The 14,653-nt window shown below is 64.4% G+C and carries 15 protein-coding genes; 9 read left to right on the top strand and 6 right to left on the bottom strand.

The genetic code is table 11. The features are described from left to right. The first annotated feature begins 4 nt into the window (after positions 1–4). From AC1DF4_RS18355 to AC1DF4_RS18330, 6 genes are all read left to right on the top strand, one after another. Positions 5–1,537, top strand: coding sequence for a tripartite tricarboxylate transporter permease (locus AC1DF4_RS18355; RefSeq protein ID WP_476914212.1), 1,533 nt, complete (start codon positions 5–7; stop codon positions 1,535–1,537). Then, a complete protein-coding gene (locus AC1DF4_RS18350; RefSeq protein WP_476914211.1) occupies positions 1,534–1,938 on the top strand; it encodes a universal stress protein in 405 nt (134 codons plus the stop codon). Before AC1DF4_RS18355 ends, AC1DF4_RS18350 begins: the two co-directional genes overlap by 4 nt. 488 nt (positions 1,939–2,426) lie before the next feature. Further along, entirely contained in the window at positions 2,427–3,560 is a 1,134-nt protein-coding gene (locus AC1DF4_RS18345) for a hypothetical protein (protein WP_476914210.1), read from the top strand. A 23-nt stretch (positions 3,561–3,583) separates the two neighbouring features. Next, positions 3,584–5,305 carry a SulP family inorganic anion transporter gene (locus AC1DF4_RS18340; protein WP_476914209.1) on the top strand — a complete coding sequence of 574 codons (1,722 nt, stop codon included), beginning with the start codon at positions 3,584–3,586 and terminating at the stop codon, positions 5,303–5,305. Positions 5,306–5,405: 100 nt separating this feature from the next. After that, positions 5,406–7,001 carry an MFS transporter gene (locus tag AC1DF4_RS18335; protein WP_476914208.1) on the top strand — a complete coding sequence of 532 codons (1,596 nt, stop codon included), beginning with the start codon at positions 5,406–5,408 and terminating at the stop codon, positions 6,999–7,001. A gap of 170 nt (positions 7,002–7,171) precedes the next feature. Next, entirely contained in the window at positions 7,172–7,558 is a 387-nt protein-coding gene (locus tag AC1DF4_RS18330; RefSeq protein WP_476914207.1) for an SHOCT domain-containing protein, read from the top strand. 66 nt (positions 7,559–7,624) lie between these two features. On the opposite strand, the gene AC1DF4_RS18325 is transcribed toward AC1DF4_RS18330, so the two are convergent. From AC1DF4_RS18325 to AC1DF4_RS18305, 5 genes are all read right to left on the bottom strand, one after another. Continuing rightward, positions 7,625–8,290, bottom strand: coding sequence for a GAP family protein (locus tag AC1DF4_RS18325; protein WP_476914206.1), 666 nt, complete (start codon positions 8,288–8,290; stop codon positions 7,625–7,627). Positions 8,291–8,329: 39 nt separating this feature from the next. Then, positions 8,330–9,484 carry an AI-2E family transporter gene (locus AC1DF4_RS18320; RefSeq protein WP_476914205.1) on the bottom strand — a complete coding sequence of 385 codons (1,155 nt, stop codon included), beginning with the start codon at positions 9,482–9,484 and terminating at the stop codon, positions 8,330–8,332. A gap of 51 nt (positions 9,485–9,535) precedes the next feature. Then, positions 9,536–9,658, bottom strand: a complete 123-nt coding sequence (locus AC1DF4_RS18315) for a hypothetical protein (protein ID WP_476914204.1) — start codon at positions 9,656–9,658, stop codon at positions 9,536–9,538. A gap of 30 nt (positions 9,659–9,688) precedes the next feature. Then, entirely contained in the window at positions 9,689–10,075 is a 387-nt protein-coding gene (locus AC1DF4_RS18310) for an SHOCT domain-containing protein (protein ID WP_476914203.1), read from the bottom strand. A 93-nt stretch (positions 10,076–10,168) separates the two neighbouring features. Next, positions 10,169–10,609, bottom strand: coding sequence for a hypothetical protein (locus tag AC1DF4_RS18305; protein ID WP_476914202.1), 441 nt, complete (start codon positions 10,607–10,609; stop codon positions 10,169–10,171). A 318-nt stretch (positions 10,610–10,927) separates the two neighbouring features. Here AC1DF4_RS18305 and AC1DF4_RS18300 point away from each other — a divergent pair, with 318 nt between their 5' ends. The 3 genes from AC1DF4_RS18300 to AC1DF4_RS18290 all read left to right on the top strand — a co-directional run bounded on the left by AC1DF4_RS18300 (position 10,928) and on the right by AC1DF4_RS18290 (position 12,912). Next, positions 10,928–11,305: a PLDc N-terminal domain-containing protein gene (locus tag AC1DF4_RS18300; RefSeq protein ID WP_476914201.1), complete on the top strand. Its 378-nt coding sequence runs from the start codon at positions 10,928–10,930 to the stop codon at positions 11,303–11,305. A 99-nt stretch (positions 11,306–11,404) separates the two neighbouring features. Beyond that, positions 11,405–12,235: a class II glutamine amidotransferase gene (locus AC1DF4_RS18295; RefSeq protein ID WP_441403942.1), complete on the top strand. Its 831-nt coding sequence runs from the start codon at positions 11,405–11,407 to the stop codon at positions 12,233–12,235. A 197-nt stretch (positions 12,236–12,432) separates the two neighbouring features. Next, a complete protein-coding gene (locus AC1DF4_RS18290; protein ID WP_476914200.1) occupies positions 12,433–12,912 on the top strand; it encodes a DUF6325 family protein in 480 nt (159 codons plus the stop codon). Between the two features lie 252 nt (positions 12,913–13,164). Here the strand turns inward: AC1DF4_RS18290 and AC1DF4_RS18285 are convergent, their stop codons facing one another. Continuing rightward, positions 13,165–14,592, bottom strand: a complete 1,428-nt coding sequence (locus AC1DF4_RS18285) for a hypothetical protein (protein ID WP_476914199.1) — start codon at positions 14,590–14,592, stop codon at positions 13,165–13,167. Between the last annotated feature and the right edge of the window lie 61 nt (positions 14,593–14,653).

Below are 14,653 nucleotides of genomic sequence, written 5' to 3'. Positions count from 1 at the left end.
CCCCGTGGATTTTCTGAATCCCGTGATCAACGGATTCGCCGTTGTCCTGGAGCCGACCAACCTCCTGTACTGCCTGATCGGCGTCGTCATCGGCATGCTCATCGGTGTGTTGCCCGGTCTGGGGCCCGCGGCAACCATCGCCATCCTGCTTCCGCTTACCTACAACGTGGAGCCGGTGACCGCCATCATCATGCTGGCGGGCATCTTCTACGGTGCCCAGTACGGCGGCACCATTACGTCCGTGCTGCTGCGGCTGCCCGGCGAAGCCTCGTCCGTCGTCACCGTTTTCGACGGCTACCAGATGGCCAAACAAGGTAAGGCCGGCACCGCCCTCGGCCTGGCGTCCATCGGATCGTTCATCGGCGGCACGGCAGCCATCATCGGGCTGACGTTCCTTGCGCCCATCGTGGCGAGCTTCGCGCTGGACTTCGGTCCGGCCGAGTACTCGGCCCTGGCGCTGCTCGGGATCCTGCTCGTGGCCACCATCAGCAACGGGGCCAAAACCAAGGCTTTGATCGCGGCGGCCCTCGGCCTGTTGCTGGCGACCGTCGGCCGGGACATCTTCACCGGCGAAAGCCGGTTCACCTTCGGCAGTCTCGAACTGGCCGATGGCATCGACTTCGTGCCGATCGCCATGGGAATCTTTGGCCTGGGCGAAATCCTCTACAACCTCGAGGAACGCCACCGGGCCGCGAAGGCCCCCTCCAAGGTGACCAACGTCTGGCCCTCGCGCAAGGACCTGAAGCAGGCGTCCGGTGCGATCGGCCGGGGCTCCGTCCTTGGCTTCTTCCTCGGAATCCTGCCCGGTGGCGGGGCGACGATTGCCTCCATGGCCTCCTACGCCATGGAGAAGAAGCGGGCCAAGCAGCCGGAACGCTTCGGAAAGGGTGCGCCCGAGGGCGTGGCCGGTCCTGAGACCGCCAACAATGCCGCCGCGACGTCGTCGTTCATTCCGCTGCTGACCCTCGGCATCCCCGCCAACGCGACCATGGCCCTGATGTTTGGTGCACTCCTGATCCAGGGCGTGACGCCGGGCCCGCAGCTCGTGGAGCAGGACCCGGAGCTGTTCTGGGGCGTGGTGAATTCCATGTACATCGGCAACATCCTGCTGCTGATCATGAGCCTGCCGCTGGTCGGACTGTTCGTGAAGATCCTCCGCGTCCGCGCCGCGATCCTCGCGCCCGTCACCGCCCTGATCACCCTGCTCGGCGCGTACACCATCAACAACAGCATGTTCGACGTCACCCTCGTCGTGGTCTTTGGCATCGTCGGGTACCTGATGAAGAAGTTCGGCTTCGAACCGGGACCGCTGGTCCTGGCCTTCGTCCTCGGCTCCCTGCTGGAAAGCTCGCTTCGCCGTTCGCTGCTGGTCTTCGGCGGGGACGCGACAGGATTCTTCAGCCGCCCGATCTCGGCGACGCTTCTCATCGTCTTCGTGCTGGTGGCCGTCCTTCCGGGCATCCGCACGATGCTGGCCAAGCGCAAGCCCTCCACCTCCGGAGCGCCCGCACCTGAAAACATCAAGGAGAAGGTATGAGCATCATCGTCGGTTTCGTCCCCACCCCTGCGGGCGAGGCAGCCCTCACGGCCGGCATTGCGGAGGCTGCCCTCCGGAACCAGGATCTCGTCATCGTCAATTCGGCACGGGAAGGGGCCCTGGTGGACAAGGCGGTAGCCACGGCCGGACTGCTTGAGGAGGCAGCGAAGCGCGCCACGGACGCGGGCGTCAGAACGTCCGTGCTGCAACCCTCTTATCAGCACGATCTGGCGGACGAGTTTCTGGACCTCGCGCGGGAGGTCAACGCATCGTTGATTGTCATCGGCCTGCGCCACCGCTCCCAGGTGGGCAAATTCATCATGGGCAGCCATGCCCAACGCATCCTGATCCAGGCCGACCGTCCGGTCCTCGCCGTCAAGGCGGACGGCGCCGGGCGCTAGGACCGCCACAACGCACGGCCCGAAACGGGGCGGGTCCGGACTCAACAGTCCGGACCCGCCCCGTTTGCGCTTTTCTGAATCGATGACACGACAATCCCGCCGTTGAGACGTCCAAAGGGGCCGACGACGGCTGGGGGAGAGAACCCCGGTCTCAGAGGGCTCTCAAGCGTCGCCGGCCCCGTCTCACACCGGACCAGAGGCCCGGTAAGCAGACGTGTTCGGCCCACCACCTCACAGCGTTCGGCAGAGGCGCGGACCTACTACTATTCAACACCTTGCAGGCACCAACGGGGAGAGATATCTGATGGTTTGATCCAGAGGGTTCATCCTTTCCGGGTGACGGCACAGGGACAGGGAAGTCATAGCGTGGGGTTACGCCGGAACCGGAAAAAAGTCCTCGGCTGTTGTGCCGCTGGCTGGCTGACAGGCGGGTTGCCGGTGCCGGCGGCAATCCATGGCCGGGACGGCCCCGGGGAAGCGAGTGAGCGATGTTGGCCCTAAAGAAGCACGCTGCAGTCACCTCCGAATCGCGGGCGCTCGTCATCGGCAGTGCAGGCTTTCTCATCCTCAGCGCGGTCGCGTTCCTGCTGGTGGGGCGCGAGCCTGTTGCGTTGTCCGGACGGGGTTCGGTGGGGGACATCGCTGCGCTCGGCACCGCGGTCCTGGGGGCTGCCGCGGTGGTGATCGGTTCCCGGCAAAGCCGGGGGCTGGAACCGCCGCACACCATCGGCGGCGGACAGACACGCGACATCATCGACGTCGCCGCACTTGCACTGGCGCATGCCTGCATCTTCCTGCTCGGCTGGCTGGCGCTGTTCTCGATCTTCCAGCGGGCGTTCGTGGGTGCAGTGCTGTACCCCCTGGCCGCGGCAATTCTCGCCGGGGTCACCGGAGCGGTCAGCGCCTACATCGCGTACCTCTCGGCAGTCACTATGAACGCCTACCGGCTCGCCGCGCTCCTCGCCGTCTTCCTCGTCACCGGGGTTCTGACCAGCATGCTCACCGCGGAAGACCCGCAGTGGTGGCAGGAAAACCTTAGTGCCCTTGGCATGAGCTCGGACGCCTCCGGGGTGGCGTTCAACGTCACGCTGATCGTCGCCGGCGTCGTGGTCACAACCCTGGCCGGATATGCCACGAGGACCCTCGACGCGACGGCGGGCACCGCGTCCGCGCGACGCCGGGTGCGCCAGCTGGAAGGCGGCATCATCCTCATCGGAGTTCTCCTCGCCTGCGTGGGGCTGTTCCCGGTCGACGAGCAGTTCTGGCTGCACACGGCGGCAGCGTCCGGCATGGTGGTGGTATTCGGAACCCTGATTGTCCGCATGCGCACGCTGGTTCCCTCGATCCCGGCAACTTTCAACGTGCTGGGGCTGGTGTTCCTGGCGGTCATCGCCTTCGCCGTCCTGATGTACTTCCCGTTCGCCTATTACAACCTCACCGCGGTGGAGCTCATTGCCGCCTCGCTGGTTTTTGCCTGGCTGATCGTCCTGATCCGCAACCTGGCCGCCGTCGACGCCGACCAGCTCGCCGGGAGCCCGCCGGGCCGTCCGCCTGTCCATCGCACCGACAGCGCAAGCCAGCCGGCTGTCACCGGAGTGGACGGGCCGGCTAGCGAAGCCTGATGAACCGACGAGTAGGACTGGGCATGAAGAAATCGCAGCGGAGCCGCCGCACAGTGGTGCCTATCGTGGGCCAGCTCCGTTCCTACGACCGTGCCTGGTTGCGGGGCGACCTGATCGCCGGGGTGACCGTCGCGGCCCTGATCGTTCCGAAGAACCTGGGCTATGCCGGTATCGCGGGGATCCCGCTGCAGAACGGCCTCTACGCGGCCGCGGCGGGCGCGATCGTGTACGGAGTCCTCGGTTCCTGCCGGCAGATCTCGATGGGACCCAGCTCCGGCCTGGCGGCGGTGGCCGCGAGCGCCGTGCTCGCCGCCGGCATTACCAGCGAGCAGGACGTGGCCTCGTTCGTTGCGGGGATCACCCTCGCCTCCGGCATCCTGTTCCTGCTACTGGCCGTCGCGAAGATGGGCTGGATCGCCCAGTTCCTCTCGCGGGCCGTGGTCACCGGGTTCCTCTTCGGCGCGGCGATCGACGTCGTCATCGGCGAGCTCCCAAAACTGACCGGGACCGAGGTCACCGGCTCCAACCCGATCCAAGAACTCCGGTCGTGGCTCGGGACGCTGGGCGAGGCACACCAGACCACCGTGCTGGTGGGTGTCATCGCGCTGGCCGTCGTCTTCGGGCTGAAGGCGGTCGCTCCCAGAGTCCCCGGCGCCCTGGTCCTGGTGGTGGGCGGGCTGCTGGCGGCGGCCGTGTTCGATCTTGGAGCCAAGGGCGTGGCGTTGGTGGGTGACGTGCCCAGCGGGTTGCCTTCGCCAGAGATCCCGGACGGGCAGCTGATGTGGGACAACGCAGGAACCGTTGCGGTCGCGGCGGTGGCGCTGGTCCTGATCGGCTTTTCCCAGACTGCGGGCGACGCGCGGGCGTTCGCCGCCAAGCACCGCTACCAGATCGACATCAACCAGGAGTCCGTTGCCCAGTCGTTCGCCAACATGGCCGCGGGATTGTTCAAGGGGATGCCGGTCTCTACGAGCCTCTCGGCGAGCTCGCTCAACGACCACTCCGGGGCGAAGACGGGCCTGGCCTCCCTCACATCCGGCGCCACTGTCCTGCTGACACTGCTGTTCCTGGCGCCGCTGTTCTCGATCCTTCCCAAACCGGTGCTGGCGGCGCTGATCATCGAAGCCGTTGTGATGGGCATGATGAACTTGCCGGAGATGCGGCGGCTGGCCCGCGTCCAAAGGTTTGATTTCTGGATTGCTGTCGCGGCCATTGTTGGCACCCTGATTTTCGGTGTCCTCGCGGGCGTCATCATCGGGATCGGGCTCTCGCTCATCTGGCTCGTCGGTGTAGCCACCCACCCGGAGATGCCGTCCCTGGGACGGGAACGGGGCACGCAGGTCTTCCGCGAGGTGGATGAGAACGCCGGCGACGAAGTGATCCCCGGAGTGGCCGTGATCCGGTTCGACGGCGGCCTCTTCTTCGCCACCGCGGACGCGCTGGAGGATCGTCTTCGCGAGACGATCCACTCGACACCGGACCTGACAGGCATTGTGCTGGACTGCGCGGGAATCAATTTTGTCGACTCCCAGGGCGCCGCGAAGATGGCGGATGTCGCTGACCTCGCCCACGAGGCAGGCGTCAACCTGCGCCTCGCCCGGCTGAAGCCCACGGTCCGGGCCACTCTGGCCAGGGACGGCGTGATCGAGCGCATCGGGGAAGACAACATCCACGGAAACATCTTCCGGGCCGTTCAGGCCGAACAAGCCGCCGCCGGGAAGGGCCTTGGCGATGAGCCGGGTTAGCGGCCTGACCGGAAGCTCACCCGCGGGGAATGATTGCCCCGCCCCGACGGACGGCTAGCTTGGGGCTAGCACGTCCTACGAAACCCGGAGGCGATCACGCATGAACCCGCCCAAGGGCGGCGGCACCCAGGCGGAGCCATTCAACGGCAGGCTCGCACTGCTGCTGGCGATGGCAATGTTCGTGCTCGTCGTCGACACATCGATTATGAACGTCTCCATCTCCGCTGTGGTGAGGGACATCGGGTCGACCGTCAGCGGCCTCCAGTCAGCGATCGCCCTTGAGGCACTGGTCTCTGCCGCCTTCATCCTGATCGGCGGCAAAATTGGGGATCTGATCGGGCGCAAACGCGCGTACGTGATTGGCCTTGTCTGCTACGCCATTGGTGCCATCGCCATGACGTTAGCTCAGAGCCTCCTCCCCATCATCATCTTCTGGGCGGTGATCGGCGGTCTCGGTGCCTCGCTCCTGCTGCCCGCCATGCAGTCCCTTATCCACGGAAATTTCGAGGGGGCGGCGCAGAAACGGGTCTATGCCCTGGTGGGCGCCTCGGCTGCGATTGCTGCGGCCGTGGGGCCCCTGCTCGGCGGGTTCATCACCACGTTCCTGTCGTGGCGCGTCGCCTTTATGCTTGAGGCCGTCATCATTGCGGTGGTGCTGTCCGGCATCAAACTGGTTCACGATGTTCCGTTTGTGGGATCACGGTCCTTGGACCTGGTCGGTTCGGTCCTCTCCATTGTGGGGATGGGCGGCATTGTGCTTGGCATCCTGGTGTGGCAGGAAGGCGGCGAAGCGGTGGGCGCCCTTCTGGCGGTGGGTGCGGTCGGACTGGGGGGCCTGATCTACTGGCTCCTCAGGCGCAAGCGCCTCGACAAAGCCACCCTGGTGGACCCGGACCTGTTCCAGTCGAAAGCCTTCCGCTTCGGCGCCACAGGACAGATGCTTCAGCAGATCGCCCTCGGCGGAACCATGATCGTGCTTCCCATCTACCTGCAGATGGTGCTCGGATACAACGCCATGCAGGCAGGGTTGTCGATCGCGCCCCTCTCGCTGACCATGTTCGCCGTCGCAATGATCGCCGGAAAGCGGGCAGGGGCGCGCAGGCCGGCAAATCTGATCCTTTGGGGCTTCCTGCTCTTGATTGTGGGCCTGCTCGTTCTGGTTCCGATCGTGCCGCGTGCGGACTCCGGTTGGTGGCTTCTGGTGCCGCTCGTTATTGCAGGATGCGGCCTGGGGCTGCTGGTGTCCCAGCTCAACAACTACACCTTGTCTCCGATCTCGGATGAGCGGGTCAGCGAGGCTGCCAGCGTGAACTCGGCCGCAGGATCGTTCGGCCTGTCCTTCGGGCTCGCGTTCGCCGGCGGGATCATGCTCGCATCGCTCTCGACCATCTTCATCGGCATGTCCAATTCCAGCACGGTCCTCGCACCCGACCAACAGCAGCAGGTCGCGACGGTACTGGAAGAAGACGCCCAGGTGATGAGCGACGCACAACTTCAGGAACAGCTCGCCGGCCAGCCGGAGGACATCCAGAACGAAATCATCCGCATCAACACGGACGCACGGCCCCTGGCCCTCCAGATCGCCTTGGCGGTTCCGCTTCTGGCCGGCCTGGCCGGGCTGTTCACGTCCTTCCGGATGAAGAGGCTTCCCGACCCCAAACCCTCCGGTGCCGGCGAAGGGGCGATCCTGGGTTGAACGGTGCAGCGGTCATTTCCCATCCGGGATTTCACCCGCAGCGGATGAGGAAATGACCCGGTCCCGAAGCCGAAGATGTTCTTACCTGCCACTGGTCAGGCAGCCAGGCGATTATCCGGACCTGCACTTAGTTTCAATTCGAGCCGCATCAACTGAAAGCAGGGAGCCACATGAGTTTCTGGGAAAACTTTTGGAACATATTCTGGTGGTTCCTTTGTGTGTACGCATTCATTGCCTTCCTCTACGCACTATTCGTCATCATCGGTGACATTTTTCGGGACCACGAGCTGAACGGATGGTTGAAAGCCATCTGGATCGTATTTCTGGCGTTTGTGCCCTTCTTGAGCGTGCTGGTGTACCTGATTGCCCGCGGCAAGGGCATGGTAGAACGGGCCGGGGAACGGGCCCGGAAAGACCAGGAGGCCTCGGACGCGTACATCCGCCAAGTCGCCACCGCTAGCCCGACCGAGGAGATTGCCAAAGCCAAGGCCCTCCTGGACTCCGGCACCATCAGCCCCGACGAGTTCGAGAAGATCAAGAGCAGCGCACTCGTCTGACAGTGCACGAACCGCTAAGTACTAGGAGCGCCCCGGAGATGTCATCGCCGGGGCGCTCTGATGCGTTCAAAGTTGGGAAAATGCGTAGCCGACGATCAGCAGCCCAATCGTCAGGGTTGCGACCGCCGCAATCGTGCGTCCGTTCCGCTGCATCCACGCGTAGACCGCGGTCAGCGGCACTTCGGCCCGTTCCGGGGAGTGCAGCCATACGGCGATCGGCACGACGACAGCTGACTGGGTGACGACGGCGTAGGCGAGGACCAGTACGGCTCCCACGAACAACGTCGGTTCCCGCACGCTGATCACCGCACCGGCCGCGACGGCCAGCAGGATCGCCTTGGGGCGCAGGTTCAGGCCAAGGCCCAGGACCACGAATTCCCACGGGCGCGCGGATTGGAACTTCGTTTGGAGTTTTCCGACGACGGCACTGTCCGTCTGGCTTCTGTGCCAGAAAAGGTAGATGGCGTAGCCGATGAGCAAGACGCCGACCACCAGGCCAATCTGTGCCAGCAATTCGTCCTGTCTCAGTGTCGGCCGGCCGGGCAGGAATTGCAGCCCGACAGCCGACAGGCCGACAACCACGATCGATCCGGCAACACTGCCGATGAGGAAGGGCAGAGCACCACGCCGCGGAGCGGGGGAGAGCAGGATCATGATGGTGATGCTCACGGGCACGGTGCTGATCGCCCCCGCGAGGGCAAACAGTGCCAGGCTGGTGACCACGCTCAGCACTTGGAAGTCACCTGGCCAGTGCAAGAACCCGAGGGCATGTCACGCCTTCGGGGTGCTGCCGGGGTCTGGGCGGCCTGGTCGCTGACGTCCGCGGCGGGCGCGGATCGCGGCGTCTTCTTCCTTGAGGAGCTGTTCGAGGTCCTTCTTGTCGCCCGTCAACGGCCGCCACCATGAGATGGACGGGTCTGAATCGAGCAGTAGGGCGCGGACAAAGAGCGTCAGGGGGACGGCGAGGACGGCGCCAACAGGTCCAAGGACTACGGCCCAGAAGAGGACGGATACAAATGTCAGAGTCTCGCTGAGCGACACCGCGTTGCCCACATACTTGGGTTGGATGATGGACTGAACGACGCTGTTGATCCCGCCGTAGATGATGATGATCGCCCAGACGGTCGGCCAGCCACCGGTGAGGAATCCAAGGAACAGTGGCGGGATAATCGCAATGAAGTATCCAATGTTGGGGATAAAGCTGCAGATGAAGGACAACAACCCCCAGAGCAGGGCGCCGGGAACCTGCAGGATGACCAGGACCAGCCAGTTGAACATCCCCTGGGCGATTCCGAGGATAGTAGTGGCGACCATATAACGGCGCACGCCGGTTCCGAAACCATTGAACGCGGAGACCAGCGCCGGCCGGTGGAAGTTCAGCTGCGTCAGGAGCGCCGGTATGCGCGAGCCATCCACGGCCATGAGGATGAGCATCGTCAGGATGATCACGAGGCTGCCCACCAAGCCCGCGACGTTGCCCAGGAGGCCGCCGAGGAAGCCGAGGATGCGGCCGGGAGTGAACCCGTCCAAAACCGCCTGGGCTTGCTCGGGGCCGAAACCTAAAGATTCCAGCATTCCCGCGATGGAAGCGCCGAGCTGGGCCATCTGGGGAGCATATTGCGGCAGCAGCGCGGAAAACTGGGCGAGTGAGGCAACCAGCACTCCAGCGAATGCGGCCAGCAAACCGAAGACCGCTGCAATGGTCGTTCCTGTGGCTATGCCCCGGGAAATTCCTCTTGCCTGCATCCAGCGCCGCAGGGGATGCACGCAGAGGGTAAGAACGAATGCAAAGAACACTGGGGTGAAAATCCCTCGCGTGGCTGCCAGTCCGAAAGCCACGACAGCCGCACATGCCAAAGTGAGCAGGATGATCGCTGAGCGGGGGAGGACAGGGCGTGGAGATGAATCCGCTGGATCCGGACCCATGGAGCCCTCCTTCGTTCGCCTTGAAAACAGTCTAGGGACGCGGCGGCCTTCCTAGTAGGGACCGCGCGGCACCCTCCTGTCCCGGCCGCCCTTGCCGGCCGCATCGTCCAGGCGGTCATTCAATTGGCGGTCACCGATCAGGCCATGATCGGCGATCAACGCGTAGTCATTCATCGGGACGACCTCTTGGGGCGCTTTCCGGAGTTAGCTTGTGACACTTGCCTTGATCCGTTGGAACTCGTCGGGAGTGATGGTTCCCGCATCGAGAAGGGCCTTCGCTTTGGCGATTTCCTCGGTGGGGCTCGCGCTTGCGACGCTTCGGATATAGGAATCGGCTTCAGCTTGGTCCCGCCGGGCCCGTTCCATGGACCGCTGGGCCATGCCCTTGCCACGCGCCACCATGTACACCAACAGCGTCAGGAAGGGCACGAACGCCAGGAAAATGATCCAGACGGCCTTCCACCAGCCGTTCAGGTCTTTGTCGCGGAAGACGTCGGAAATGACGATGAACAACGCGTACAGGAAGGCGAAGAATGCGTACACGATGAAAAACCACCAGAAGATGTCCCAGAAGCTTTCCCAGAAACTCATTTTGGTTTCCCTACTTTCGATTGATGTGGCATTGTCCGCGAACGCTGCGGCAAGTTGGATTGAGGCCACCTGCCGGTCAGAGAAACATGCAACCTAGCACTGAGCCTCAGAGGTGAGGTCTCCCAATGCGGCCTGGACGTTTGCCGCTTCGTCCCGCAGGGAGTCGACTGCTGCGGTCAGGGTGGTGTCGTCGGGAATGGCGTTGACGGCGGCAGCGAATTTGTCTTTAGCCGACTTGACGGCGTCCACCCGTGCTTGGGCCGCGGACCCTGTCGTGCTGAGGAGATCGTTATAGGTCTTCACAACCTGGTCCCGTGCGGAGCGGACCTGCTCCAACGTGGTACCTGGTTTGAGGGTGTCCTTGAAACCTGTCAACGCATCCGCAAAGGCGTCGGCGGCTGCGCAGACCGCCGAGACGGTCGGCGTCGGGCTGGACGTGCTTGCTGGAGGGCTGGATGGGCTGCAGCCAGCCAGCAGCATGAGCGCCGCGCCGAGTGGTAGCAGCCGTGCCAGAACACGTCGTGACTTCGACATGGGAGGCCCCCTTTCGGGTGGGCAGTCCACTGGCAGCCCAAATACTGCCAGGTAAGACCATCGTTGGCCTCGGGCCGAAGGTTCACCTCACCCGCCGGGGGTGATACGGGTTATGCGACGGCCGCAGCGCAGGCCGCAAGGACCGGCCTGAGCGCCTCGCAGGGGGCTGTCCGGAGCACGGCCATTTGTGGGAAGATGCGGGCATGCGCGCCAAGGAGCTGCTGAAATCGCTGGCATTCCGGAAACTTCAAGCGTGTCCACGTCCGCTCGATAACGATGCGGGTCGGCCGTGAACCACTCCGGCTGAAAGGAACTGGCATGACATTCTGGGAATTCTTTTGGCTGATGATTTCGTTTCTGCTTTATGTTTCGTACCTGGTGGTGCTATTTCTCATCGTCAAAGACATTTTCTCTGACTCCACGCGCCCCGGGTGGAGCAAGGCAGTCTGGGTGCTTGTCCTCTTAATCCTCCCGGTCCTCGGCGGCCTTGCGTATTTGATTGCCTTCGGGCAGTCCATGTCGCTACGGCAGGCCGCGCGGAACGATGTGGCGAAGGAGGATTTTGACGATTATGTCCGTCGCACGGCCGGAACCAACCCGGCCGAGCAGATCGCCCAGGCCAAGACCTTGATGGACGACGGCGCCTTGACGGCCCAGGAGTTCGCCGCGCTGAAACAACGCGTGCTTGGCCAGTAGGAGCTGCCGCGGACGATTCACCCGCGGGAGGTGATGCGCCAGCTTCGTGCCGGTGGTGGAATCGTGCTGGAAATCCGCCCCCGATCTGAAGGAGACGACATGTGCCGTTGGCTAGCGTATTCAGGGTCGCCCGTGCGATTGGATGACCTCCTCTACAAACCCGCCAACTCCCTCGTCATGCAGAGCAAACACGCAAAGATGGGAGTCGAGACCACCAATGGTGACGGGTTCGGCGTCGGCTGGTACGGTGCCGCGCCGGTTCCCGGGGTGTTCCACAGCACGGAGCCTGCCTGGCACGACCGCAACCTGCGCGAGCTCGCAGGGCATGCCTCGTCCGGCCGCGTGTTCGCACATATCCGTGCCACGACCGGCACAGCCGTTCAGCAGACGAACTGCCACCCGTTCCGCCACGGGCAGTGGCTCTGGATGCACAACGGGGTCCTCGCGGAATTTCCTAAAGTGAAGCGTGATTTGGCCATGGCCGTCGAGCCCAGCCTCTACCCGGAGATCGAAGGATCAACCGACTCGGAAATGTTCTTCTACCTCGCCCTGACCTTCGGCCTGGAACGGGACCCCCGCGCGGCAGTCGCTGAGGCGGTGGGATTCATCGAAGACGCCGGTCGGCGCCACGGCATCGAGCATCCGATCCAGATGACCGTAGCAACTACCGACGGCGACACCACCTGGGCGTTCCGCTACTCCAGCGAGCGCAACTCCCGGTCACTTTTCCACAGCGCCGACATCGCAACGCTCCGCGCCCAGTACCCGGACAACCCCATACTCCACGAGCTCGCGGACGATGCGCGGTTGGTGGTGTCCGAACCGCTGGGGGATCTCCGCGGGGCATGGCAGGAGATACCGGAAGCCACGTGCGTCGTTGTGCACGGCGGAGGTCAGGAACTGTACCCGTTTGCGCCCACAGCTCCCTAGCGCAGCGGCAGCAAAAGACATCACCTGAGGGCGGCCCGCCGCAGTACGCCGTCCGTTGCCGGAGAAGTGGAGCACCAGACCCGTGCATGAGGTCACTCGGCGCGGATGAGGCGCCACGCCGCACCGGGAGCACAGGATGGGAATGCGGCGGTCCGTCGGGCCGCACTGAACCCAATCAGAAAACGGAGGTTATCAGCATGGCTGATTCATTGGATGAACTGGGGCCGGTTGACTGGCTCGTCGTGGAGTTTCCCGGGCCCAACTTCGGTGAAGGCCAGATCGCCCCGTTCCTGGACGACTTGGTCAAGCGTGAGCTCATCAGGGTCCTCGACATGGTTTTCCTGAGGAAGACCGAGGACGGCACACTCGAAACGGCGGAGATCTCCGACCTCGACGAGAGCCAGCTCGGCGAGGTGCGCATGGCCGAGGCCGAACTGGCCATGGTGCTCTCTGAACAGGACGTCATGGATCTGGCCGAGACGATCGCGCCCGGCCACTCCGCCGCCGTCCTCGTCTGGGAGAACCAGTGGGCTGCCCCGTTCGGCGCGGCCGTCCGCAAGGCCGGCGGCCAACTCGTGGCCAGCGGCCGGATCCCCACCCAGGCCGTCATCGCCGCCTTCCAGGCCGACGCCGACGCCGAAGCCCAAACGCCCGAAGGAATAAAGGAAGGAGCCTGACATGCCACTGGCAGCACGACGCAGGCGCAGGACCGCCGCCGCCGTAGGCGGGGCCATTGTGGTCGCCCACGGGATTAACCGTCGCGGCGACCGCCGTGAAGACCGAAGGGACGACCGCGGTGACCGCCGCGACGACCGCCGCGATCGCCGCGACTGACGCATCCGATTGAAACCAACCGAGCCGGCTAACGGCACGCACAGGTGCGCATGACCTGATGGGGTCATGCGCACCTCTGCGTTGTGATTTCCGGCTTAGGGCAGAGGGAGCGTCGGATTCGATACCTCAGGGGGCTCGGCCGTCACAGGCACACTGGACGGGCTGCCCGGCACAGGCGCTCCGGCATGTTCAGCGGCGACGGCAGGCCGGCACAGCAACTCGATCACGAGGATCGCCAGTCCGGCTAGGACGGCCGTCCAGATGGCGACGGCCGCCGTCGGATACTGCCAGAGGATGAGAACGAGAATGGCGACGCCGATGACGGCGGCCTCCAGGATCCGGCGGTAACGGGCCAACCAGTGCTGCCAAGGCCTGGGCTGCCCGGCGCCCACCTTGCCGGTCACGTAGTCGCCGGCCCGTGCCAGTCCTTGCCGGACGGACTCGGCCGGGCGCGAATGGCCGGTCAGGAAAGCGGCGATGGCCATCAGCAAACCCACAACGAAGACAAACCGCACGCCGGTCCGGAGCGGCACCAGGAGGGTATCCACGAGGCTTTGGGCCGCCGCGGGGGAGACGGTGGCAGACGGGATTGAGCCGAGGAAGATGTCCAGGCCGATGGTGAGCGCGAGGGCCAGGAGAGCCATGGCTATCGCTATCCCCAACCCGACACGGCTCGTCGTACGCCGCCTCCAGCCCCGTGGCGCCACCGCGATGGCTCCGATGGCGCTCAGCACCGTCATCCACGCCAGGATGGGGGCGGTCCGGTCCAGGGTTCTGATGGCATCCGTTGCCCTGACGAGTTCGGGGGACTGGAGCAGCGTGATCTGTGCGTTGACTTCCGGAATTCTGGCCGCGATGTCCACGCCTTGCTCGACAAGGAGTGTCTTCACCCGGGCGATGATTTCCTTCGTGGAGATTGAGACTGTGCCGCTCTCGTCGATCGTCACGGTTCCGCCCGTGTTTCCGGTAGCCAAGTTAACGATTCCCTGATGCGCTACCCGGTTGACCTGGGTCCAGAGATCCTGGAACTGCGGACTGGCGACGAATCTGGACACGGCAGTGTGGATCAGCGACTTGGTCTGCTCAGCAATGGCTGGTGCCAGCCCGGAGATTACGGCGGCGACGCGGGGTGCGACTTTGCTCAGTTCGGTCATCGCGTCGCGGGTGATGCCTTCGATGTCGACTGCTTCGGTGATCTGGGTGGTGACCTTGTTGGAGATCTCCGCCTGAATGGCAGGGTCCGAGGCCAATGGCGCGACGGTGGCCACGTAACGGTCAGTGTCGAGCACTTCGCTGCGCAGGTACAGGGCCGGCACGGTGGCGAAGGCCAGAATGGCGGTCAGGACCACCAGGACGACGGCGATAATCCGGCGGGCTAACCCCGATCCGCGGCCCGGCGGCTTCAGGGCAGCCTCGCTTGCACGGTCCTTTTCGAGCTGAAGGCGGGCAACTTCGGCGCGCAGCCTGAGGATTTCTGCCTGCTCCGGGCTGCCGGCGCTGTTGGCGCCATCGTGGAGTGTCATGGCAGTCCGGCCTTCAGTGTGTGAACAGCGACTGGATTGCTCGATCGCTTCACGGTAACCA

Source organism: Arthrobacter sp. 05N429, assembly GCF_056397045.1.
This window is presented reverse-complemented; position numbering and strand designations above follow the sequence as displayed.